General features: G+C 69.1%; 19 protein-coding genes and 1 tRNA gene. 7 read left to right on the top strand and 13 right to left on the bottom strand.

The features are described 5' to 3' along the window. Positions 1–278: 278 nt before the first annotated feature. The 5 genes from IAE60_RS02905 to IAE60_RS02885 all read right to left on the bottom strand — a co-directional run bounded on the left by IAE60_RS02905 (position 279) and on the right by IAE60_RS02885 (position 3,215). Positions 279–494, bottom strand: a complete 216-nt coding sequence (locus IAE60_RS02905; protein ID WP_187573791.1) for a transposase — start codon at positions 492–494, stop codon at positions 279–281. Between the two features lie 65 nt (positions 495–559). Continuing rightward, positions 560–2,134 carry an IS66 family transposase gene (gene tnpC, locus IAE60_RS02900; RefSeq protein WP_187573790.1) on the bottom strand — a complete coding sequence of 525 codons (1,575 nt, stop codon included), beginning with the start codon at positions 2,132–2,134 and terminating at the stop codon, positions 560–562. 19 nt (positions 2,135–2,153) lie between these two features. Continuing rightward, positions 2,154–2,492, bottom strand: a complete 339-nt coding sequence (gene tnpB, locus IAE60_RS02895) for an IS66 family insertion sequence element accessory protein TnpB (protein WP_187573789.1) — start codon at positions 2,490–2,492, stop codon at positions 2,154–2,156. Next, on the bottom strand, positions 2,486–2,788 hold the full coding sequence (gene tnpA, locus IAE60_RS02890; protein WP_187573788.1) for an IS66 family insertion sequence element accessory protein TnpA: 303 nt from the start codon (positions 2,786–2,788) through the stop codon (positions 2,486–2,488). The genes tnpB and tnpA overlap by 7 nt, the downstream gene beginning before the upstream one ends. 350 nt (positions 2,789–3,138) lie before the next feature. Beyond that, positions 3,139–3,215, bottom strand: a tRNA-Arg gene (locus IAE60_RS02885). Between the two features lie 231 nt (positions 3,216–3,446). Here IAE60_RS02885 and ubiA point away from each other — a divergent pair. Beyond that, entirely contained in the window at positions 3,447–4,358 is a 912-nt protein-coding gene (ubiA, locus tag IAE60_RS02880; protein WP_187573787.1) for a 4-hydroxybenzoate octaprenyltransferase, read from the top strand. A 44-nt stretch (positions 4,359–4,402) separates the two neighbouring features. On the opposite strand, the gene IAE60_RS02875 is transcribed toward ubiA, so the two are convergent. Further along, complete coding sequence (locus IAE60_RS02875; protein WP_187573786.1) at positions 4,403–5,107, bottom strand: ComF family protein; 705 nt, start codon at positions 5,105–5,107, stop codon at positions 4,403–4,405. Positions 5,108–5,168: 61 nt separating this feature from the next. Between IAE60_RS02875 and bioB the strand changes: the two genes are divergently transcribed. From bioB to bioC, 4 genes are all read left to right on the top strand, one after another. Then, positions 5,169–6,245: a biotin synthase BioB gene (bioB, locus tag IAE60_RS02870; protein WP_187573785.1), complete on the top strand. Its 1,077-nt coding sequence runs from the start codon at positions 5,169–5,171 to the stop codon at positions 6,243–6,245. A 124-nt stretch (positions 6,246–6,369) separates the two neighbouring features. Further along, on the top strand, positions 6,370–7,569 hold the full coding sequence (gene bioF / locus IAE60_RS02865) for an 8-amino-7-oxononanoate synthase (protein ID WP_187573784.1): 1,200 nt from the start codon (positions 6,370–6,372) through the stop codon (positions 7,567–7,569). A 54-nt stretch (positions 7,570–7,623) separates the two neighbouring features. Then, positions 7,624–8,400, top strand: coding sequence for a pimeloyl-ACP methyl ester esterase BioH (gene bioH / locus IAE60_RS02860; protein ID WP_187573783.1), 777 nt, complete (start codon positions 7,624–7,626; stop codon positions 8,398–8,400). Beyond that, positions 8,397–9,296, top strand: coding sequence for a malonyl-ACP O-methyltransferase BioC (bioC, locus tag IAE60_RS02855; RefSeq protein ID WP_187573782.1), 900 nt, complete (start codon positions 8,397–8,399; stop codon positions 9,294–9,296). The genes bioH and bioC overlap by 4 nt, the downstream gene beginning before the upstream one ends. A 58-nt stretch (positions 9,297–9,354) precedes the next feature. On the opposite strand, the gene IAE60_RS02850 is transcribed toward bioC, so the two are convergent. The 3 genes from IAE60_RS02850 to IAE60_RS02840 are packed head-to-tail and all read right to left on the bottom strand — an operon-like array spanning position 9,355 to position 11,405. Beyond that, the gene (locus IAE60_RS02850; RefSeq protein WP_162109407.1) at positions 9,355–9,792 is read right to left on the bottom strand and encodes a ketosteroid isomerase-related protein; all 438 of its coding nucleotides are present in this window, start codon (positions 9,790–9,792) and stop codon (positions 9,355–9,357) included. A gap of 45 nt (positions 9,793–9,837) precedes the next feature. Further along, positions 9,838–10,446: a YdcF family protein gene (locus tag IAE60_RS02845; RefSeq protein WP_185894549.1), complete on the bottom strand. Its 609-nt coding sequence runs from the start codon at positions 10,444–10,446 to the stop codon at positions 9,838–9,840. Beyond that, a complete protein-coding gene (locus IAE60_RS02840) occupies positions 10,443–11,405 on the bottom strand; it encodes a pyridoxal-phosphate dependent enzyme (RefSeq protein ID WP_187573781.1) in 963 nt (320 codons plus the stop codon). The genes IAE60_RS02845 and IAE60_RS02840 overlap by 4 nt, the downstream gene beginning before the upstream one ends. Before the next feature lie 148 nt (positions 11,406–11,553). On the opposite strand from IAE60_RS02840, the gene IAE60_RS02835 reads away from it, so the two are divergent. Together IAE60_RS02835 and mnmG are read left to right on the top strand one after the other, a co-directional pair. Next, positions 11,554–12,156, top strand: a complete 603-nt coding sequence (locus tag IAE60_RS02835; protein WP_185894547.1) for a hypothetical protein — start codon at positions 11,554–11,556, stop codon at positions 12,154–12,156. A gap of 448 nt (positions 12,157–12,604) precedes the next feature. Beyond that, the gene (mnmG, locus tag IAE60_RS02830) at positions 12,605–14,494 is read left to right on the top strand and encodes a tRNA uridine-5-carboxymethylaminomethyl(34) synthesis enzyme MnmG (protein ID WP_187573780.1); all 1,890 of its coding nucleotides are present in this window, start codon (positions 12,605–12,607) and stop codon (positions 14,492–14,494) included. A gap of 129 nt (positions 14,495–14,623) precedes the next feature. Here mnmG and IAE60_RS02825 read toward each other — a convergent pair whose 3' ends face one another. The 4 genes from IAE60_RS02825 to IAE60_RS02810 all read right to left on the bottom strand — a co-directional run bounded on the left by IAE60_RS02825 (position 14,624) and on the right by IAE60_RS02810 (position 21,811). Continuing rightward, complete coding sequence (locus tag IAE60_RS02825; protein ID WP_162109403.1) at positions 14,624–14,794, bottom strand: oxidoreductase-like domain-containing protein; 171 nt, start codon at positions 14,792–14,794, stop codon at positions 14,624–14,626. Continuing rightward, complete coding sequence (locus IAE60_RS02820) at positions 14,791–16,932, bottom strand: S46 family peptidase (protein ID WP_244966644.1); 2,142 nt, start codon at positions 16,930–16,932, stop codon at positions 14,791–14,793. The genes IAE60_RS02825 and IAE60_RS02820 overlap by 4 nt, the downstream gene beginning before the upstream one ends. Positions 16,933–17,009: 77 nt before the next feature. Then, positions 17,010–18,062: a winged helix DNA-binding domain-containing protein gene (locus tag IAE60_RS02815; RefSeq protein ID WP_187573779.1), complete on the bottom strand. Its 1,053-nt coding sequence runs from the start codon at positions 18,060–18,062 to the stop codon at positions 17,010–17,012. 2 nt (positions 18,063–18,064) lie between these two features. Then, complete coding sequence (locus IAE60_RS02810; protein WP_187574640.1) at positions 18,065–21,811, bottom strand: translocation/assembly module TamB domain-containing protein; 3,747 nt, start codon at positions 21,809–21,811, stop codon at positions 18,065–18,067. Positions 21,812–21,821 lie beyond the last annotated feature (10 nt).

Here is a 21,821-nt window from a genome sequence, read left to right as displayed (position 1 = left end):
AGACTATTTGCGAAGCGACTTGGTCCACCAGTCTGGCTGAGGCTGTTGGTACTCGTTGTGGTACCACCCATCGAGATTGACGTTCATGTCCGTGACGTCTATCAGGTGATGTCCTAATGGATTCAGTTCCTCTGCATGCGCTGTGGCCCAGGAAAGCCAAGTCTTGGCGCGTTGTCGCTCTACCTCGGGTAGCCTCTTGGACCGGCACCCGATCCGCGCGCCAGGCACTGAGGCCGTAGCTCGTTTGCATCGCCAGGCTCAGGTCGAGCCGCTGCGGCTCAGCCATTTCGCAACAGCACGTCCTTCGACGCATGGTGTTCCAGCGCCAAGTCTGCGTACATCCGCTTGAGTCGGGCCAACTCGGTCTCGACATCCTTGAGGTGCCGCAGTTGCGACACTTCAAGCCCGGCGTACTTCGATTTCCAGGCGTAATACGTCGTAAGCGTCCGGTGCTGACATCTTGATGGTGTCGCCGCTGCATGCCGCTGATGCATGGTTCCCACCTATCTACGTCGTGTGGGACCGAAGTAAATCCCACACAACAAGGTGGGACTGACGATCAGGCTTTGGCGTCTGCTGCCGCCGGTAGTGGCAACAGGCGGTCGATATCCCGATGCAGGGTGCGCGGCAAGCGCGCCAGCGTATCGCTGAGCCAGGCATGCGGATCTAGCCCGTTGGTCTTGGCCGTGGCCAACAAGCTCATGATGGCTGCGGCTCGCCGGCCGGCTTGTTCGGAGCCCGCAAACAACCAGTTCTTGCGGCCCAGCGTGACGGGGCGGATCGCGTTCTCGATCGGATTGTTGTCGATCGGGTAGGCACCATCGTCCACGTAACGCGCCAGCGCCTCCCAGCGGCGCAGCGTGTAATCCACTGCCCGTGCCGTGCCGCTGTTACCCGCCACCTGAGCACGCGTCTGCTCCAGCCAGGCCTTGAGTGCGGTCAGTACTGGCACGGCATGCTGCTGACGGTAGTCATGGCGCAGGGCCACCCTCATCGCGGCAGCGGCCTGCTCGATCTGATACAGCTGACCGATGCGCACCAGTGCTTCGGTGGCAATCGCACTACCACTGGCCGCCTGCAGCTCGAAGAACTTGCGCCTTGCATGAGCCCAGCAGCCCAGTTCGGTCACGCCACTGGCAAACAGCGCTTTGTAGCCGGCGTAGTCATCGACCATGAGTGATCCACGCCAGGATCCGAGGAACTGACGGGCGTGAGCACCACTGCGGTTGGTCTGGAAGTCGAACACCACCATCGGCGGATCGGCGCCGGGATGACGGACGCCGGCATAGGCAAAGAGGTAGCTGCGGCGGGTTTTGCCGGCACCGGGCTCCAGCATGGCGACCGGCGTCTCATCGGCGTGCAGGACTGGCTGCTCATGCAGGCGTGCGGTCAGCCGGTCGGCCAGCGGCTGAAGCGCCACGCCGATGGCCCCGATCCACTCGGCCAAGGTCGAGCGGCTCAGCTCCACGCCGCTGCGGGCATAGATGGCCTGCTGCCGGTACAACGGTAGATGGTCCACGTACTTGGCCACCACCACCTGGGCCAGCAGGCTGGCATCGGCCTGGCCGCGCTCGATGATGGCCGGGGCCACCGGCTGGGCAATGACCTGCTCGCAGGCGCGGCAGGCGTACTGCGGATACACATCACGGCGGACGTAGAACTCCAACGGTTTGCAGGCCAGCTTCTCGCTGACCTGATCGCCGATGTGCACCAGCTCGGACTGGCACTGCGGGCAGGCGCAGGCATCAGGCTCATGCCGGGTCTCTATCCGCTCCAGGTGCTCGGGCAGGGGCCGGCGCACCGGTGTACGCAGGCGCGGTACCGACACCATCTCTTCATCTTCAGCCTGCACTGCTTCCAGCTGGGCCTCGACCGCGGCAATGTCGGCAGACATGGTCTGCTGGAACAGCTCACGCTGGGCCGGGTCCAGACGCTCGGCCGTGGGACTGAACTGCAAGCGCTTCAAACGCGCGATCTCGCGCTTGAACTGCTCGATCAGCGAGTCCTTGCGCACGATGGTCTGCTCGCGCGAGGCAAGCTGCTGATCACGCTCATCGAGCATGCGCGTCTGCTCGATGAGCAGACGACGAAGCACGTCAACGTCGGTGATCGAATGCAGTTGCGCGCGGTCCATGGGCGCGCAGACTACCGGGTTATACGCGCAAGGCAAGTGCTGGCGATGCACTCAAGCGTTGCCAGTCAACGCCGGCACACAACCAGGCAAACTGATCGCGCTCCAGCGTCCAGACATCCTCTCCAGCGCGGGGCCAGATGAAGTGCCCGCGGTGTAAACGACGCACGGCCAGCCAGACGCCCTGTGCATCGCAGCACAGCACCTTGATGCGGGTGGCGCTGCGGTTGCGGAAGACCCACGCTGACCCGTCAAAGGGATCGTGACCGAGCTGATCGCGGACATGCACCAGCAAACGATCCATGCCGCAGCGCAGGTCCATCGGCGTGGTGACCAGCCACCATCCCGAAGGGCTCAGCATGCGCTCAGCGCCTTGATCAGCATCGTCAGCGGTGCGATCTCCACGTCTGATGTCACGCGCAACAGCAAGCCGTTGGGCAACGTAATCTGGATGTCGGACGACGATACCTGACTGACCACGATGGGGATGGCCGCCGGCGACGGTGTTGCTGCGCCACCGGCTCGCCTCTGCACGCGGTGACGGTAGCAAAAGCGCCGGTACGACAACCCCTGCTGCCGGCAGTACGCGGCCTGGCTCAGGCCGCTCTCACGCCAGCTCGCCAGATGCCGACCCCAATCCACTTGCTTCTTGTCCATCTGCGCACTCATCTCATGACGGGCGCGTATCGAAACAGATCGACTCACCGTCAAACAGATGTCGTCACCGGACGCTTACGCCCCCTTCAGGGCGTAGGCGGTTGTAGTTCTCGGTGTATGCCAGCAAAGCGTGCGACGCTGAGGAGTAGGCAGTTGATCAGCTCCCCCCTTGATTCGATGCACGGCCATCAAGCGCCGCGTGAGCCAGCAAAGTGTCGGTCTGCGGGCAGATTGATCTTGATCATCCTTGAATGGCCTCGCCGTGCGTCGGCAGGAGGCTTCTACTCATCGTGCCAAAGAGCCTGACTAGAAGTTGTCCCAGTGGCGTCCCAGATTTGTCACAGGGATGATGGCGCGCCTGGAGGGATTCGAACCCCCGACCAATGGCTTCGGAAGCCACTACTCTATCCGGCTGAGCTACAGGCGCGTTTTTAAAGGACTTTTTGCTTCGGGCCAGCCACTTTTGAGTAGTGGCCCGGTGACACTGCGGTTCCCGATTTTGGCCTATGAACAGCGGCTTCGGAAGCCACTACTCTATCCGGCTGAGCTACAGGCGCACGGGACCGGCATTCTAGCCGCAAAGCGGGGGGTTGGCCCACTCCGATGCAAGCGATGCGGAAAATCCGGTCCGGGCGGCGTGCCTGTTACCCTTTCGCGCATGGGATACGAGCGTTTCGAAACCGAAGCCATGCCGCGCTGGCGCGAGCGGCTGGGCCAGTACTGGAAGCTGGTGCGCGGCGATCGCCCCATCGGCGTGCTGCTGCTGCTGTGGCCCACCTGGTGGGCCCTGTGGCTGGCGGCCGACGGCGTGCCGCCGGCGTGGACCCTGTTCGTGTTCACGGCCGGCGTGTGGCTGACCCGTTCCGCGGGATGCGTGATCAACGATTACGCCGACCGCTGGCTGGATCCGCAGGTGGAGCGCACGCGCGGGCGTCCGCTCGCGACCGGGGCGGTCTCCGGACGCGAAGCCCTGGCCGTGTTCGCCGTGCTGATGCTGGTGGCGTTCGGGCTGGTGCTCACGTTGAACCGCCTGACCGTGTGGCTGAGCTTCGCCGGCCTGTTCCTGGCGGCCAGCTATCCGTATCTGAAGCGCTACACCTATCTGCCGCAGGTCTATCTGGGCCTGGCTTTCGGCTGGGGCATCCCGATGGCGTTCGCCGCCGTGCAGGGCGAGGTGCCGCCGGTGGCCTGGGTGCTGTACGGCGCCAATATCCTGTGGGCCACGGCGTACGACACCTGGTATGCGATGGTGGATCGCGAGGACGACATCCGTGCCGGATCCAAGTCCACGGCCATCCTGTTCGGCGACCTCGACCTGGTGATCCAGGCCGTGCTGTACGCGTTGATGCTGGTGGCCCTGTATCTGGTGGGCCGGCAGGCGGGGCTGGGACCGTACTACCTGCTGGCGCTGGGCGTGGCCGCGCTGCTGATCGCGTGGGAGTTCGTGCTGGCGCGCCACCGTGGGCGCGAGGCCTGCTTCCGCGCCTTCCTGCACAACAACTGGGTGGGCGCGGCGGTGTTCGCCGGTCTGGCCCTGGACCTGTCCGGTCTGGCGGTCTGGCCCTTCTGACCAGGGCACAACGGACGGCTGTCCGTCACAGGGCGACGACGGCTTCACGGCACCCGCGCGCACACCCAGGCGTCCACCCGCTCGACGCCCGCAGCCCTCAGCGCATGGGCCGCCGCCGCCAGCGTGGCGCCGGTGGTCATCACGTCGTCGACCAGCGCCACATGCGCCGGCAGGGCGGCCTGTTCCGGTACGGCGAACGCGCGGGCCAGGTTGCGCCGGCGCTGGCCGGCATCGAGTTCGGACTGCGCTGCCGTGGCGCGGAAGCGCTGCAGCAGGTCGGCGCGTAACGGCAGGGCCAGCGCGGCGGCCAGCGGGCGCGCCAGTTCCAGCGCCTGGTCGTAGCCACGCTGTCGGATGCGCCGGGTGTGCAGCGGCACCGGCACCAGGGCATCCGGACGCGGCGCAGACATCAGTGCGCCGGCCATCAGGTCGGCCATCAGGCGTCCGGCCGCCAGGTCGCGATGGAACTTGAAGCGCGGCACCAGCCGGTCCAGCGGAAAGCCGTATACGAATACCGCCCGTGTCTGCGCCAGCAAGGGCGGATCGCGCAGACAGTCGCCGCAGACCCCGGGTGCGCACATCGGAAGCCCGCATTGCAGGCATGCGATCAGGTTCCAGGGAAGCCGTTCAGCGCACGAGGCGCATAGATCGCGCCCGTTGCAACCGCGTTCGCGGCAGATGAGGCAGCGTGGCGTGAGCAGCGACCGGCTGGCCCGGCGCCACCAGCCGTCAACTTTCGGAGCATCCATGCGGTTGACAGGGCGGGGCCCGGTTTCCAGACTTCCGCGACTGTAATCCGCCGAGGCCGCGATGTCCGCTCACATTTCCAGCGATACCCCCCTGCTGCGCCACGACTGGCAACGGGAGGAGCTGCTGGCGCTGTTCGACCTGCCGTTCCCGGACCTGCTGCATCGGGCCGCGACCGTGCATCGCGCGCATTTCGATCCGGCGGAAGTCCAGGTCTCCACCCTGCTGTCGGTGAAGACCGGCGGCTGTCCGGAGGATTGCGCCTACTGCCCGCAGGCGCAGCGCTACGACACCGGCGTGGCTGCGCAGAAGCTGATGGACGCCGAGCGGGTGCTGGCGAAGGCCGCGCAGGCCAAGGCCGCCGGGGCGTCGCGCTTCTGCATGGGCGCGGCCTGGCGTTCGCCGAAGGAACGCGACATTCCCAAGGTCGCCGAGATGATCCGCGGGGTGAAGGCGCTGGGCCTGGAAACCTGCGCCACGCTGGGCATGCTGAGCGGCGCGCAGGCGCAGGCGTTGAAGGAGGCGGGCCTGGACTACTACAACCACAACCTCGACACCGCACCCGACTTCTACGGCGACATCATCCACACCCGCCAGTACCAGGACCGTCTGGACACGCTGGCGCATGTCCGCGATGCGGGCATGAAGACCTGCTGCGGCGGCATCGTCGGCATGGGCGAATCGCGCGACCAGCGCGCCGGCCTGCTGCAGGCGCTGGCGAACCTGCCGGCGCATCCGGATTCGGTGCCGATCAACCGCCTGGTGCAGGTGGCCGGCACGCCGCTGCACGGCACCACCGAGCTGGATCCGTTCGAGTTCGTCCGCACGATTGCCGTTGCCCGCATCGTGATGCCGGCCTCGATGGTGCGCCTGTCGGCCGGCCGCGAGGCCATGAGCGACGAACTGCAGGCGCTGTGCTTCCTGGCCGGAGCCAATTCGATCTTCTACGGCGAAAAGCTGCTGACCACCGGCAACCCGGACACCGAGCGCGACCAGGCCCTGTTCGCGCGTCTGGGCCTGCGACCCATGCAGGTGCAGGTGGAAAACGTGCACGACCATCACAGAATGGAAGGCGCCGGCAGCGGTACGGTGCACGCCGACATCACCCATCCTGCGCCGTGCTGCGGCCAGGCGGCGTAGTCGGGGGCACGACAGGGGGCAGGACGAAGGCCATAACGCCGGCGCGGGCATCGCGTCCCGGCGCGTCGGTGTCGGCGTGTCCCGGCCGCCGCCGATGCGCGCTCCCGTACTCGGTCCCGAACCCATGACACGCCCCGACCTGCACGACCGCATCCTCGCCCAGCGCCAGCAGCGCGTGGCCCTGGCGCGCCAACGCACGCGCCGCACCGTCAACCGGCGCGATGGCGTGCGGGTGGAGGTCGAGGGCCGCTGGCTCACGGAGTTCAGCAGCAACGACTACCTGGGCCTGGCGCAGCAGTTCGAAGTCACCAACGCACTGCAGGACGCCGCCGCACGCGAGGGCACCGGTGCCGGTGCGTCGCATCTGGTCAGCGGCCACCATGCGGCGCACGACGGGCTGGAGCGGGACATCGCCGACTGGCTGGGCTATCCCCGTGCGCTGCTGTTCGGCAGCGGATTCCTCGCCAACCTGGCCGTGCAGCAGGCGCTGCTGGAGGATGGGGATGTCTGCGTGCAGGACCGTCTCAACCATGCCAGCCTGCTCGACGCCACGCGGCTGGCAGGCGCGAAGCTGCGCCGCTATCCGCACCTGGATCCCGAAGGCGCCCTACGCCAGCTGAAGCTGCAGCCGGACGGCGCCGCCATGCTGGCGACCGACGGCGTCTTCAGCATGGACGGCGACACCGCGCCGTTGCGTGCGCTGAGCCTGGTCGCGCGCATGCAGCAGGCGCTGTTCTTCGTGGACGACGCGCACGGCGTCGGCGTGCGCGGACCCGAAGGCCGCGGCAGCGTGGCCGAAGCGCGCATGGGTGTAGCCGACGTGCCGCTGCAGCTGGTCACCCTGGGCAAGGCGCTGGGGGGCTACGGTGCCGTCGTCGTGGGCGAAGAGACGCTGATCCAGCATCTGGCCGAGACCGCGCGCCCCTACATCTACACCACCGCGCTGCCGCCGGCGCTGGCGGCGGCCACCCGCGTGGCGGTGAAGCACGCGCGCCGCGACCAGTGGCGGCGCGAGAAGCTGCAGTCGCTGGTGGACCGCTTCCGCAGCGGCGCGCAGCGCGCCGGACTGCAGCTGATGGCCTCGGAATCGCCGATCCAGCCGGTGCTGTGCGGCAGCGATGGCAACGCACTCGCGTTGGCGGCGGCGCTGGACAGTGCAGGCTACCTGGTGCCGGCGATCCGGCCGCCGACCGTGCCGGACGGCAAGGCGAGGCTGCGGGTGACCCTGTCGGCCCTGCACTCGCCGCAGGACGTGGACGGTCTGGTGGACACCCTGGCGCGCTCGTGGGAAGCGGTGCAGCGCGTGCATGGCGCCGTGGCCTGAGGCGAACCCCCTTCTGCGATCCCGGGGCACGCGGGATCGGCGACAATACGCCGCATGCATATCGAAACCCTCGGCAGCGGCCCCTCCCTGGTGCTGCTGCATGGCTGGGCGCTGCATGGCGGCGTATTCGCCCCGCTGGTGCAGCGGCTCTCCGACCGCTACACGCTGCATCTCGTCGACCTGCCCGGGCACGGCTTCAGCCGTGACAGCGAGGTTCCGCTGACGCTGGACGCCACTGTCACCGCCATCCTCGCCCGCACGCCGCCGGCCGCCTGGCTGGCATGGTCGCTGGGCGGGCTGTTCGCGCTGCATGCGGCGGCATCGTCGTCGCAGGTGCGTGGGCTGGCCATGATCGCGGCGACGCCGCGCTTCGTGCGCGACGGCGACTGGCCGCATGGCGTGGAAGGCCGCGTGTTCGCACAGTTCGGCGACGACCTGCGCAACGACTACGCCGGCACACTGGAGCGGTTCCTCGCGCTGGACACGATGGGTTCCGAGCACGCGCGCAGCGAACTGCGCACGCTGAAGCACGACCTGTACGCGCGTGGCGAGCCGGCACCCGAAGCCCTGCAGCAGGGCCTGCACCTGCTCGAGCAGTCCGACCTGCGTGCAACGCTGCCGGCACTGTCCGTACCCACGCTGTGGCTGGCCGGGCGCCGCGACCTGCTGGTGCCGACGAAAGCGATGCAGGCGTCTGCCGCCGTCACGCCGCAAGCCACTTTCGTCGAGATCGCCGGCGGTGGCCACGCGCCGTTCCTGGGGCACGCCGACCGCGTGGCGACCGACGTGGACCGCTTCATGCAGGCGCTGCCGCTGGGAGCCACGGCATGAGCACGTTCGACCAGCGCCACATCCGCCGTGCGTTCTCGCGCTCGGCCGCCGGCTACGATGCGGCGGCGGCGTTGCAGCACGAAGTCGAGAAGCGCCTGCTGGAGTCGCTGGACTACTTCGCCCTGCGGCAGGGCCAGGATGCAGCCGATCCGAAGGTGGTGCTGGACGTGGGCTGCGGTCCCGCGCACGCGGCCGCCGCCATGCGCAAGCGCTGGCCGAAGGCGCAGGTCGTCGCACTGGACCTGGCGTTGCCCATGCTGCGCGAGGCGAAGAAGCAGGCCGGCTGGTGGAAGCCGTTCCAGCGCGTCTGCGCCGACCTGCGTGCACTACCCGTGGCGGAAGCCAGCGTCGACGTGCTGTTCTGCAACCTGAGCCTGCAATGGGTGGACGACCTGCCGGCCGCGTTCGCCGGCTTTCGCCGCGTACTGGAGCCCGGCGGCCTGCTGGTGTGCTCGACGTTCGGACCGGAAACGCTGCAGGAACTGCGCGATGCGTTCGCGCAGGCCGACGATGCGCCACATGTCAGCCCGTTCCCTGCCATCGCCCAGTTCGGCGATGCGCTGATGCTGGCCGGCTTCCGCGATCCGGTGCTCGACCGTGACCGCTTCACGCTGACCTACGACGACCTGCCGGCGTTGATGCGCGAACTGCGCGCGATGGGCGCGACCAACGCCTTGCACCATCGCCGGCATACGCTGACCGGTCGCGCGCGCTTCGCGGCCGCGGCGGCAGCCTACGAGCCGTTGCGTCGCGCGGACGGCAAGCTGCCCAGCACCTGGGACGTCATCTACGCCCATGCCTGGGCGCCGCCGGCGGGCGCGCCGATACGGGAGCAGGGGGAGGACATCGCGGCGGTGCCGCTGTCGAAGATCCCGATCCGGCGACGCGGCGAGTAGCTTCACCGCGTAGGTTCATCGCACGGGCTCGCTGCCGCCCGCTACGCGTCGCGCCGGCTCAGGGATTGTCGCGGCGCACCTGCCGGATCCAGTCCTGCAGGTTGTAGTAGTTGGTGACGCGCGCGATGCGGTCATCGCGGATATCGAAGAAGGCGCCGCCGGGCAGCGCGTAGGTCTGGCCATCCGCCGGTGGCAGGCCTTCGTCGGTATGCAGGTACTCGCCGTGCACCACGTATTCGGCGGCGGCGCGCAGGCCATCCTGGGTGACCAGGACCACGATGTCGCGCAGCTGTTCGCGGTAGCTGGCGTTCATGCGCCCCAGGAAGGCCGCGAACGCCTCGCGCCCCACTTCGCGCGCGCCCTGGTTGAGGTCGTGCACCACGTCCTCGCTCAGCATCGCCAGCATGCCTTCCCAGTCGCCGCGGTTGAAGGCGGCGTAGTAGCTGAGGACGAGTTCGGTGGCGCGGTCCTGCCGGCGCGTGCCGTCGATCTTCATGGCGGATCCGGGTGGTGGGCGAGCTGGCGATGATACGCCACGCCGTCAGCGCGGCAGGCGGTCGCGGTGGAAGAAATACACTTCCTGCAGCAGGAAACGCCAGCGCGTGGCGAAGGTGCGGAACCGGCTGGTCGGCGTGGGCGAGCCGACCGCGCGGATGCCGAGTTCCTTGCTGATGCGCAGCGCGCGCGCCATGTGCAGCGGGTCGCTGACCACGATGACGTCGTGCAGCTGGTGCTGCTGCATCAGCAGCGATGCCTGGCGCAGGTTGTCGTGGGTGTTGCGCGACAGCGATTCGATCAGGATCGCCTTGTCCGGAACGCCCTGGCGCAACGCGTAGCGGCGCGCGACCTGCGACTCGGAGAAGCGTGCGCCGACGCCGCCGTAGCCGCCGGTGAAGATCAGTTTCGGCGCCAGCCCGCGCCTGTACAGGTCGATGCCGTGGCGGATGCGCTCTTCGAACACCGGCGACGGCTTGGCGTCGTAGGCGGCCGCGCCCAGCACGATGATGGCGTCGGCGGGCCGGGCGTCGTCGCGCTGGCCGACCCAGGTGATGTAGGCGGCCACGCCGGCGAGCCAGAACAGGACCACCAGCAGCAGCCGCCAGGTCCAGCCGAACACCCCGCGCCGGGGCTTCCTGCGACGTGCGTTCATGCCGCGGCCTTCCAGGGCAGGGCGTCCAGGTCGACATTGCCGCCGGACAGGATCACGCCGACCCGCTGTCCGGCCAGGTGCTCGCGCTGGCGCAGGATGGCGGCCAGGGCGATGGCGGAGGAGGGTTCCACCAGCAGCTTCAGGCATTCCCATAGCAGCCGCATCGCGACGAGCGTTTCGACATCGGGCACGGTCACCACCTCCACCCGGTGCGCGCGCAGCAGGGCGAAGTTGGGTGCGCCGAGCGTGCCGCGCAGACCGTCGCAGAGGGTGTCGGGGATGAAGTCCACGCGCAGTTCACCGGCGGCCAGGGATTCGGCGGCATCGGCGGCACCGGCCGGTTCGGCGCCCATCACGCGGCCGCCGGGCGCCGTGGCGGCCACGGCGAGCGCCGTGCCCGACAGCAGGCCGCCACCGCCCACTGGTGCGACCAGGACGTCCAGCGGGCCTTCCGCGTTGATCAGTTCCAGCGCAGCGGTACCCTGGCCAGCAATGACATGCGGGTCGGTGTAGGGGTGTATCAGGCGGGCGCCGGTGTCCGCCTGCACCCGCGCCGCCGTCGCCTCGCGGGCGGCGATGGTGGCCGCGCAGGTGTGCAGGGTGGCGCCCTGACGCGCGATGTTGGCCCGTTTGGCGGCGTTGGCGCCTTCCGGCACCACCACGTGGCACGGGATGCCCCGCGTACGCGCGGCCAGGGCCAGCGCGGCGCCATGGTTGCCGGACGAATGCGTGACCACGCCGCGGGCCGCCGTCGCTTCGTCCAGCGCCCATACAGCGTTGCACGCGCCGCGGAACTTGAAGGCGCCCGTCCGCTGCAGCGGCTCGGCCTTGAAATGCAGCTCGCAGCCGGCCAGCGCATCCAGTGCGCGTGAGCGCAGGACGGGCGTGGCGTGCGCATGGGGTGCGATACGGGCGGCGGCGGCAAGGACGTCGTCGTAGGTGGGCAGGGGCATCGACATGCCGAAAGGTTAACGCATCGTCGCGGTTCGCCGCCGGCTGAAGCGGGCCCGCACGGGCAGGACGCGAACGGTCACCGCCCGGACGGGTTAAGCACGGATTCAATGCATCGGGCCGATGCTGCCTACAGAATCCCCGGGGGGTCCCGACATGAAGCGCTCATCCTTGTACGCCCTTGCCGTCGCCAGCCTGTCCCTGGGCGGCTGTGCGACGTACGACTACGTCGGCGACACCGCCCCGGGCGGTTACTACCACGGCCGGCCGAGCACGCAGTACTACGATCCTTACGGCGGCGGTTATTACGGCGGGGGCGGCGTCTATGGCAGCTACGGGTACGGCAGCCCCTACGGCTATCGCGGCTATTACCCCTATTACGGGTACTACGGCCCGTACTATCCCTATTACCCGCCCCACCATCACCCGCGCCCGCCGCGTCCCGGCGACAGCGACAAGCCGCCGGGTGGCGGCAACCGTCCGCCCCCGTGGCGTGACCCGACCGGCCGCTGGCGTGAGGGCGGCTCACAGCCGATGGTCCCCAACCGGGCGGGCCAGGCGTTGCCGTCGCCCAGCCAGCCGCGCGTGGGCGAGGGTGGCTACCGTCCGCCGCGGGTGATGCCGGCGCCCTCGGCGCCCCGTGCGACCGAACGCCCGCAGCGGATGGAGCGGCAGGCACCTGCCCGGATCGAGCGTCCGGCCCCGCCGCCGCGTCCATCCGGTCGCTCGGACAACACCATCCGTCAGCGCGAACCCTGATCCGGGGCCTCGGAGCGGTCCGAGCCGTTGCTTTCCCCCTGCCGTCGTCGCAGGCTGCGAACTGAGTTGACCGGTTGCGTCGCTTTCTGACGTAAGCGGCAATAAAGGTTCAATGTCGACGTCCGGTGGGGAAATCTGGATCCCCCCTGTTCCGGCCCTGCCGGGCGTCGGCGCCTAACAAAAAGCCCGGCCAAGCCGGGCTTTTTTCTTGCTCTGGTATCCTGCGCGCAGAAAAAAAGGGGCCGGCAGTCCCCCGACTACCGGCCCCTCGGCATCCCCGGCGTGCGCATGGCTGGCCCCTGTTCCAATTACCAGCCCGGCGCCCCTGGTCGCTTGCCACGACGGGTGCACGGGAATACAGCAGGAAGCGTGCCAACTTCCTCTGCCTTCATGCAGGACGCCGCCCTCCCCATCCGATAGTCCACCGGCCTCCGCCACCGACCGCCTCATGAGCCCGAGCTTCCACCACTACGACGTCATCATCATCGGCGGCGGCCATGCCGGCACCGAGGCCGCGTTGGCGTCCGCACGCGCCGGCGCGCGCACGCTGCTGCTGACCCACAATGTGGAAACCGTGGGCGCGATGAGCTGCAACCCGGCCATCGGCGGCATCGGCAAGGGGCACCTGGTCAAGGAGATCGACGCGCTGGGCGGCGTGATGGCGTGGGCGGCCGACCGCGCCGGCATCCAGTGGCGCACGCTCAATGCCTCGAAAGGCCCGGCCGTGCGCGCGACCCGCTGCCAGGCCGACCGCGCGCTGTACCGCAGCGCGATTCGTCGAGCGGTGGAAGCGCAGCCGAACCTGACGCTGTTCCAGGCCGCCGTCGATGACCTTGTCATCGAGAGCGGCACCGTCCGCGGCGCGGTCACCCAGACGGGACTGACCTTCCATGCGCCGGCGGTCGTGCTGACGGCCGGCACCTTCCTCGCGGGCAAGATCCATGTCGGCGAAACGCAGTACGCCGGCGGGCGCGCCGGTGATCCGCCGGCCACCGCCCTGGCGCAGCGCCTGCGCGAAGGCGCGTTCGTGGTCGATCGTCTCAAGACGGGGACGCCGCCGCGCATCGACGGACGTTCGCTCGACTACGCGGTGATGGAGGAGCAGCCAGGCGACGATCCGCGGCCGGCGATGTCGTTCATGGGCAGCGCCGCCGATCATCCACGCCAGGTGTCGTGCTGGATCACCCACACCAGCGAACAGACGCATGAGATCATCCGCGGCGCGCTGCACCGTTCTCCGATGTACTCCGGTCAGATCGAAGGCATCGGCCCGCGCTACTGCCCGTCCATCGAGGACAAGGTGGTGCGCTTCGCCGAGAAGGCCAGCCACCAGATCTTCGTCGAGCCCGAAGGCCTCGATGTCGCGGAGATCTATCCCAACGGCATCTCCACCTCGCTGCCGTTCGATGTGCAGCTGGCGCTGGTGCGCAGCATCCGCGGCATGGAGCACGCGCACATCACGCGCCCCGGCTACGCCATCGAGTACGACTTCTTCGATCCTCGCGGGCTCAAGGCGTCGCTGGAAACGAAGGCGGTCGCCGGCCTGTTCTTCGCCGGCCAGATCAACGGCACCACCGGCTACGAAGAGGCGGCGGCGCAGGGCCTGCTCGCCGGCCTCAATGCCGCGCGCTTCGCGCAGCAGAAAGAGGCGTGGTCGCCGCGCCGCGACGAGGCCTATCTCGGTGTGCTGGTCGACGACCTGATCACGCACGGCACCAAGGAGCCGTACCGCATGTTCACCAGCCGCGCCGAGTACCGGCTGCAGCTGCGCGAGGACAATGCCGATCTGCGTCTCACCGAAACCGGCCGCGCGCTGGGCCTGGTGGATGACGCGCGCTGGCAGCGCTTCGAAGCCAAGCGCGAGGCTATCGCCCGCGAGACCGGCCGCCTGCGCGCGCTGTGGGCCACGCCTGCGAATGCCCTGGGGCGCGAGGTCGCCGACACGCTGGGCGTGCAGGTTAGCCGCGAGACCAACGTGCTCGACCTCATCAAGCGCCCCGAGCTGGACTACGCGAAGCTGATGGCGGTGCCGTCCATCGGTCCCGCCGTGGACGATGCGCAGGTCGCCGAACAGGTCGAGATCGGCGTGAAGTACGCCGGCTACCTGGACCGCCAGCGCGATGAGATCGAACGCCAGCAACGCAACGAATCCACGCCGATCCCGGCGGGCTTCGATTTCGCCAGCGTGCGCGGCCTGTCGGCCGAAGTGCAGCAGAAGCTGGAACGCGTGCAACCGGAAACCATCGGCCAGGCGCAGCGCATCCCCGGCATGACGCCGGCGGCCATCTCGTTGCTGCTGGTGCACCTGGAGCGCGCACGGCGTACGCGGGTGGCGTGAGCGGACGTTGCCGCCTTTGTAGGAGCGACGTGAGTCGCGACCGCATACTCGCTGCGGCAGCGAACCATCGACAGCGGGCGGATCACTTTCCGTAGGTCGGAAAGCGTGCGGTCGCGACTTACGTCGCGCCTACAGGGGTTCTTCGGGATGCCGCTGCTTCCATGCCGCCAACTGCTCCCGATAGTGCTGCAACTGCTCCGCATACAGGTCGTGCACGCAGATCGGGCAGCCGCTGTTGCAGCAGTCGCTGGGCAGCGGCGGCTCGGGTTCGACCGGTCGGGGGTCGTCGTCGGGCCTCACCGGGCGCCCATTTCCTTCAGCAGGTGGGGCGCCGGATAGACCTTGCCCATCAGCCAGCGCAGGTAACGCATGTCCACGTGCACCGCGCGCTTGTAGCGCGGGTCGAACATCCAGCTGGCGCTGACGGATTCCCAGTTGCTGTCGAAGTTCAGGCCGATCAGTTCGCCACGTGCGTTGAGTACCGGTGAACCCGAATTGCCGCCGGTCGTGTCCAGGTTGGTGAGGAAGTTGACCGTCTGCGTCTTCAGCGCCGGATCTTCGGTACCGGCGAAATCGCCTTTCGCGATCGCCTCCAGCAATGGTTTCGGCGCGTCGAACGGCACCTGGCCGGTGTTCTTTTCGACGATCCCGGCGACCGTGGTCACCGGCGTGTACTGCACGCCGTCGCGTGGCGAGAATCCGTCCACCCTGCCGAAGCTCACGCGCAGGGTACCGTTGGCATCCGGGTACAGCGCGCGCCCTTGCTGCCGGCGCCAGGCGAACAGCGCACGCATGTACGCCGGGCGAAGACGAAGCTGCTCGCCTGCGCGGGTCTTGCGCTCCTGCTCCAGGGCCAGCTGCACCGGTACCAGCGACGCCGCCAGGTCGATCAGGGGATCGGCCGCCATCGGTCTGCCTTCGCGGGCTGCGGCGAAGCGCGACAGGCGTTCGGCCTCGTCGCCCAGTTTCGTGTTCGCATACAGCGCATCCAGTGCCTGTTTCAGCGCGGCGGGCGTGCGGCCGAAGGCGGCATCGAAGCCGGGCAGGCGCTGCGCGTCCGGCAACTGCTGATAGCGCGTCAGCAAGGCCGTGAGCAGGGCTTTCTCCACCTCCGGCGCATAGCGGCGCTGCACCTGCTTCAGGACGCCTTCGATCAGGGCGTGGTCGCGCGCCTGGTAGCCGCTCTCGCGCTCGGCGTCCGGTTTGGCCGATTCCACGCGCAGCCGTTCCAGGGTGATCGCGGCGCGCATCAGCTGGGACTGCGAACCGAATAGGGACAGCAGCAGTTCGCGCTCGCGCATGGCCGAGCCGCCGGCGATCGAAGCGGCAAGCGCGTCGATGTCCGCCCGCTCCTTCGCCGCCACGTCGGTCGCCAGCATGCCGCGTTCGTCCTCGGCGCGGACGCGCACGGCATCGCTGCGACGCAGGCCTTCCAGTTCGCCCGCGGCACGCTTGCGGTTGTTCTTCAGCGACTGCAGCTGCGCGGCATAGCGCGTCTTCGCGTCGGCATCCTGCCTGCCGGCCGCTTCGATCACGTCGATCAGCTGGTCGAATGCCGCCACGCGCGCCGGCAGCGTCCAGTTGACCTGCTCGTCGAATTCGGCGGCGGTGCGGTGCCGGTATGTCGTGCCCGGGTAACCGGCCAGCATCGCGTAGTCGCCGGCCTTCGGTCCGTCCTTCGCCAGCGACAGGTGCGCGGGCGCGCGATAGGGCACGTTGTCCGGGCTGTAGGCGGCCGGCTTGCCGTCCTTGCCCACGTAGGCGCGCAGCAGGGTGAAATCGCCGGTGTGGCGCGGCCACATGAAATTGTCGATCTCGTCGCCATAATTGCCGATCGCGCGGGGCGGTGCGTAGACCAGGCGGATGTCGCGCAGTTCCAGCTGTTTGATGCGGTAGAAGTCGGTGCCGTAGTACATGTTCGCCACGCTGCAGCGGACGCCGGCTTCCTGCTCGCAGTCGGCGACGATCGCCTTGCTGGCGCGGTCGACAGCGTCGAAGTAGGCCCGCCCGGTCTTGCCGGCCGCGTCCTTCAGCACGGCGTCTGTCACCTTGTCGTAGCCCACCGTGACCAGCACGCGGAAATCCGGATTGGCGGGCAGCTCGGCGGCAGGATCGCCGGCAATGAAGCCGTCGTCGATCAGGTTGCGCTCGGCCTTGCTGTTGTACTGGATGACGCCGTACGCCACATGATGGTTGGTGAGCACCAGCCCGTCCGGCGAGACGAAGGCGCCGGTGCCGCCACCGGCGCGCACGACGGCGCTCAAGGGCGCGGCGGTGACGTCGGCCAGCGTCTTCGGGTCGCCCTTGAAGCCGGCGTCGCGCAGCGGCTTGGCCAGCTGCGGCAGCTGCGAGGGCATCCACATGCCTTCATCGGCGTGGACGGGCAGGGCGAGGGCGATGCCCAGGGCAAGGGCGGTCGTCGTGAGTCGGCGGCGCATGGTACGGATCCAGCGGAGGAGACGGTCACGATATCGGGTTCGGCCGCGGTGCGGCAACGACGACCCGTGTCGGGTCGTCAGCGTGCGCCGCCAAGGAAGCGTCGCCAGCGTTGTGCCGCACGCTGGATGCCTTCGTGTTCGGCGTCCGCCAATGCGCGGAGCGGAGCGAGCGCCACGTCGGTGTCGCCGGCGCGCTTCCACGTCGCCACCACGCGGCCCTGGACGATCGCCGTGGCGGCGACGAGTCCGTTGATGCCGATCACGCGCCGGGTATGCGGGGCGTCCAGTACCGGCGTGCGGTCGCGGTAGCCGATCAGGTATTCGTCGAACGCGGGCAGCAAGTGGATGGCGCGCGACCGTGGGGGGATGGGAGCGTCGGCGCGCCACCACCACGTCGTACCGTCGCGTGTCTCCTTCTCCAGCGCGGGGCCGCCGAGCCCCAGTGCCCGCAGCGCATCCTTCTGCGTCAGTCCCGACCACCACGCAAGATCGGCGGCGGTCGCCGGTCCATGCCCCTGCAGATAGCGCAGCGCCAGCCGGTGCAAGGCTTCGTCGCGGCCCAGCGGCGCACTCGGCGGAACCCAGGCATCCATCAACACGAATGTCGGCTGTTTGCCATGTCGCGGCCCCTGGCAGATCGCACCTTCGTGCGCCAGCCAGTTCAACATGTGCAGGCCGCGCTGGTGGGCGCTGGCGAAGCCCGCGGCCTCCATGCAGGCATACAGCGCGGACCGCGTGACCGGCGTGCCAGCGGCGAGCGCCTTCTCGACCACGTGCCGGCCCCGGGTCAGTGCGGCCGCATCCAGCCCCAGGTCGCGGGCGATGCGGGCCGCATTCGCCGCCTGCACGCGCGGCGCCAGCAGCGCCACCATCCATCGCACGTCCTCGCGCGCCAGTACGTGCAGGGTGCCGCGCATCGGCCAGGTGCGCACGATCTCGCCGCGTTCGATAGCCCCCTCCACCTGCGCCAGCGTGGCGCCCTGGGTGCGCAGGCCGACGGCCCACAGCGCCGCGTGGTAGTCCTGCGCCTGCATGGCGCCCAGATGGCGCACCGCATCGCCGGGAGATGCCGCCACGGGCGCGCTGATGCCCTGCGCATGCAGGCGCCACGCCGTCAGCGACGGCGGCACGCCTACTTCTCCTTGCGCCAGTTGATCGAGCCGCGCGTCTCGATGGTGCTGGATTCGATTTCCACGTCGAAGCCCTTGCGCAGCAGGTACTTCAGCGTCACCGCCGAGCCGGAGCCGATCATCGACACGCCGTAACTGACGTACAGCTTGGGCGAGAGGTACTTGCCCACACCGAACACCGAGCCGCCCAGCGTGCGCGACTCCAGCACGCCGGCATCGTCCAGGCCGATCTTCGCGCCCAGCTGCGATGCCAGCAGGCCGGCGCCCGCGCCCAGTGCCGACGAGGCGGCGTTGATGCGCTGGCTTTCGTCGCTGCTGGCGGTATTGAGCGAGCGGCCCAGCACCAGGTAGGCGAGCGCTTCGGATTCGGACATGGCCGGGTTGGACCACACGCGTGCGCGCGGCTGGCTGGCGCGGCCGGTCACGTCGATGCCGGCGGTGACGCTGGCGCTGACCACCTCGCGCTCGGCGCGGATGTTGATGCGCGGATCGGAGACGGCGTTGTTGCTCCATGTCAGCTCGCCGCGGGTGATGCGCAGCTTCTGCCCGTAGGCCTCGTAACGGCCATCCACGTCCAGCCGGCCCGTGGCCAGCATCTCGCGGCCTGGCTGCGAACGCACGTGCAGCGTGCCGGCCAGCGTGCCCTCCAGGCCGTAGCCTTTCAGCTTGACCTCATCGCCGACCTTCAGCGACAGGTCCAGGTCCAGCCGCGAACTGGGCGCACGCTCGGGATCGGCCGGGTCCAGCACCACCACGTCCTCCGAGGCGGACACGCCTTCGTCCAGCTTCTCCACGTCGATGGTGGCCGAGGGAATGCCCACCTCGCCGCGGACCTGGATGGTGTTGTCGGCGAAGCCCACCTGGATGTTCGGCGACGCCACCGCGCGCAGGTCGGTGGTGTCGGCGACCAGCACGTTGTCGCCGCGCACCTGGAACTGCAGCGGCGTGGTGTCGTTGTTCCAGCCCAGCGTGCCCGACACGTTGAGGATGCCGCCGGTGCCGGTGCCGCCGGTGGACGACACGGTCTTCATGCTGCCGTCGATGCGCGCGCTGCCGTCCGACAGGGCGACCAGTTCGGCGCCACCGTCCACCAGCGACACGCCCAGCGCCGGCAGTTCGCCGGTGAATTCGGTCAGCGTCGCCTCGCCGCTGAGCAGTGGATGCCCGCGCGTGCCGGCCACGCCGATATGGCCGGCCAGCTTGCCGCGCGGGCGTACCAGGTCGGGCGAGAACAGTTCCATCCAGAACAGGCGCGAGTTGTGGAAGTACAGGTCGCCCTTCAACGGCGCGAACGCATCCCACCCGGTGTTGAAGGTGGCATCGACATAGCCGTCGCCCTTGAAACCTGTGCCCAAGCGGCCCTGGATGCGCTGCGGGGTGAAGTCGACATCGAGGGTGAAGTTGTCGTAGCGGATGATCTCGCCACGCGCCGTGGTGCCCATCTTCAGGCCGCCATCCAGCGAAGCCAGGTGCACCTCGCCCTGCCATGCATTGCCGGTGGGGCGCAGCGTCGCATCGAGGGTGAACTCGCCGCGCAGCGTCAGCGGGCGGCCGTTGCTGGGCGGCAGCCAGGGCTGGACCAGCGCCAGCGACAGGGCTTCGCCGCGGACTTCCAGACCCTGTCGCGGCCAGTTGGCCGTGGCGCACAGCGCGCCGCCGATGTCCGAGCCCAGGCAGCTTTCCGACAGCGTCCAGTTGGCACCGTTCTGCGCGAAGCGCGCCGGCTGCCGCAATGTCCACGGGTTCCCCTTCGATGGGGCGATGCGCAGCGCGTCGAGCGTGCCCTGCCAGTCGGCACCGCGCTTCCGCGCAGCGCCCGACAGCGCGACCGCGCCCATGGCGTTGCGCGCATCGCCGTCGAAGCGCAGGTCTTCCAACGCACCCCGAGCATCGAGTTGCACGCTGTCCAGTACCGTCCCGACATCGACGGCGCGGCCCTGCAGGGCGAGTTCGCCATTGCCGCTACGCCAGGGCAGGCGGCCGCGCAGGCTGAGCGCGCTGGCGCTCCAGTCGTTCCAGCGCAGGTTTTCGCCCCCCAGGTCGGCTTCGATGTCCGGCGCGGTGCGCGCGCCGGTCAGCGCGATCGAGCCCGCCAGCGTGCCGCTGGCCCCCGGTGCCAGGTCGGCCAGATTCAACGGACGGAAATCCGCGTCCACGTCCAGCGTGTCGCCGACCTTGCCCTTGGCGGTGACCCGACTGCCGCCCAGCGAGAGCGCGAGATCGCCCTGGCCGTTGTGGCCGTCCAGCGCGAACGTGCCGCGCGCGTCCAGCGGTCGGTCGCGCAGGCGGCCGGCGAGCTTCGGCACGTCCAGCGTGCCCTGGAACAGGCCGTCCTCACGCTGGCGCCCCTTGGAAGTGAGGTTGCCGGAGAGGCTGCCGTTCCATCCCGCGGCGAAATAGCCGGGATCGAAACCGGCCAGCGTCGCCTTCACGTCCCAGTCCAGCACCGGCGACCAGCCGACGGTACCGGTCGCATCCAGCGTGCCGGTCGGCATGGTGGCGCGCAGCGTCTGCAGTCGCACGCGCTCGGCGTTGCCGCGGCCGTCGAACTCCAGCAGCGCGCTGTCCTCGCCGCGCGTCAGCGTGGCCTTGCCGATGGCGGCCCAGGCTTCCCGCTTGCCGGCCAGGCCGAAGTCGCCCTCGGCGCCGATCATGCTGTCCGCTTCCGTGCCCCAGCGCAGGCCACGGGCATTCACCGCGAACCGGAACTCGGGATTCTCCGGCACGGTGAAATCCGCGCGCCCGCGCAGCGAGGCGTAGCCGTCGAACGCACGGATGGCCAGCGGCTCCACGGTCAGGAGTTCGCCATCGATGCGCGCATGCGAGGGCTCGATCACCACCGCGATATCGCCCTGCTGCACCGAGCCCTGCAGGTCCGCCGCACCGCCGGCGCCCTTGGCCACCAGGTCGAACGCGACCGGCGTGCTGTCCTCCATCACGCCCAGCAAAGACAGGTCCAGCGCTTCGGTTTTCGCGGCGAAGTTCCATGTGGGCTTCGTCTCGCCGCGCAACGTCAGCGTCGCGCGCAGCGGCGCCGGTGCGGCGCCGGCCAGGCCGACGTTCATCCGTGCGCGATTGCCGCGGGCCACCAGGCCCAGGCGGGCCGGGGTGCGGCCCATCGCGGCCGGGAACACGCCGGTCGCCGTCAGGTCCGTGTCGTAGTTGTCGCGCGGCGCGTAGTCGCCCTGCACGCCGAACGCACCGCGGTCGCTGGCGATGGCCAGCTTCTCCGCATGCACGTAGCCGTTGCCGATGTCGATGGCGCCGGTCGCGCGCGAAATGTCGATGACCGGCTGGCCGTTCTGGCGCACCAGAAAGCGGTCGATCTCCAGCCGGTCGGCCTGGATCGCCAGCGGCATTTCGATCTGCGGCAGCAGGTCGGGCCAGTGCGGTAGCTCGAACGGCTCATCGCTCTTTGGCACGTCGAGCATCGCGCCGCGCAGCTTCAGCACGTCCAGGCGCAGGCGCTTGCCCAGCAGCGGTCGCAGGTCCGGTTCCAGGTAGACCTCGTCGGCGGTGAAGCGGATCGTGTCCCAGCGGAAATCCACGCCACGCAGGGTCAGCGGACCGGCGATAGGGCCCTCGACCGACCGGTACGTCAGCGAGGCGTCCGCGGGCAGTCGCGCCTGGATCTGCGCCAGCAGCACGTCGCGGCCGGCGACGGTCTGCAGCAGCCAGTACAGGCCGATGCTCAGCAACACCACCAGCACGCCGGTGCCGATCGCGCTGCGGATCGCCAGCGTGCGCATGCGCGCACGG

The organism is Pseudoxanthomonas mexicana (assembly GCF_014397415.1).
Lineage (GTDB): Bacteria > Pseudomonadota > Gammaproteobacteria > Xanthomonadales > Xanthomonadaceae > Pseudoxanthomonas_A > Pseudoxanthomonas_A mexicana.
Note: the sequence above shows the minus strand (reverse complement) of the source record. Positions and strands in the feature narration are given on the sequence as shown.

Bases quoted from the DNA above. Each gene is read 5' to 3' on its own strand.
- IAE60_RS02850 (WP_162109407.1), bottom strand. From the start codon at position 9,792: ATGAAGATCGACGGCACGCGCCGGCAGGACCGCGCCACCGAACTCGTC.
- bioC (WP_187573782.1), top strand. From the start codon at position 8,397: ATGAGCACGTTCGACCAGCGCCACATCCGCCGTGCGTTCTCGCGCTCG.
- bioB (WP_187573785.1), top strand. From the start codon at position 5,169: ATGTCCGCTCACATTTCCAGCGATACCCCCCTGCTGCGCCACGACTGG.
- IAE60_RS02905 (WP_187573791.1), bottom strand. From the start codon at position 494: ATGCATCAGCGGCATGCAGCGGCGACACCATCAAGATGTCAGCACCGG.
- IAE60_RS02875 (WP_187573786.1), bottom strand. From the start codon at position 5,107: ATGGATGCTCCGAAAGTTGACGGCTGGTGGCGCCGGGCCAGCCGGTCG.
- tnpB (WP_187573789.1), bottom strand. From the start codon at position 2,492: ATGCTGAGCCCTTCGGGATGGTGGCTGGTCACCACGCCGATGGACCTG.
- IAE60_RS02810 (WP_187574640.1), bottom strand. From the start codon at position 21,811: ATGCGCACGCTGGCGATCCGCAGCGCGATCGGCACCGGCGTGCTGGTG.
- IAE60_RS02840 (WP_187573781.1), bottom strand. From the start codon at position 11,405: ATGTCGATGCCCCTGCCCACCTACGACGACGTCCTTGCCGCCGCCGCC.
- tnpC (WP_187573790.1), bottom strand. From the start codon at position 2,134: ATGGACCGCGCGCAACTGCATTCGATCACCGACGTTGACGTGCTTCGT.
- ubiA (WP_187573787.1), top strand. From the start codon at position 3,447: ATGGGATACGAGCGTTTCGAAACCGAAGCCATGCCGCGCTGGCGCGAG.
- IAE60_RS02820 (WP_244966644.1), bottom strand. From the start codon at position 16,932: ATGCGCCGCCGACTCACGACGACCGCCCTTGCCCTGGGCATCGCCCTC.
- tnpA (WP_187573788.1), bottom strand. From the start codon at position 2,788: ATGGACAAGAAGCAAGTGGATTGGGGTCGGCATCTGGCGAGCTGGCGT.
- bioF (WP_187573784.1), top strand. From the start codon at position 6,370: ATGACACGCCCCGACCTGCACGACCGCATCCTCGCCCAGCGCCAGCAG.
- IAE60_RS02845 (WP_185894549.1), bottom strand. From the start codon at position 10,446: ATGAACGCACGTCGCAGGAAGCCCCGGCGCGGGGTGTTCGGCTGGACC.
- bioH (WP_187573783.1), top strand. From the start codon at position 7,624: ATGCATATCGAAACCCTCGGCAGCGGCCCCTCCCTGGTGCTGCTGCAT.
- IAE60_RS02835 (WP_185894547.1), top strand. From the start codon at position 11,554: ATGAAGCGCTCATCCTTGTACGCCCTTGCCGTCGCCAGCCTGTCCCTG.
- mnmG (WP_187573780.1), top strand. From the start codon at position 12,605: ATGAGCCCGAGCTTCCACCACTACGACGTCATCATCATCGGCGGCGGC.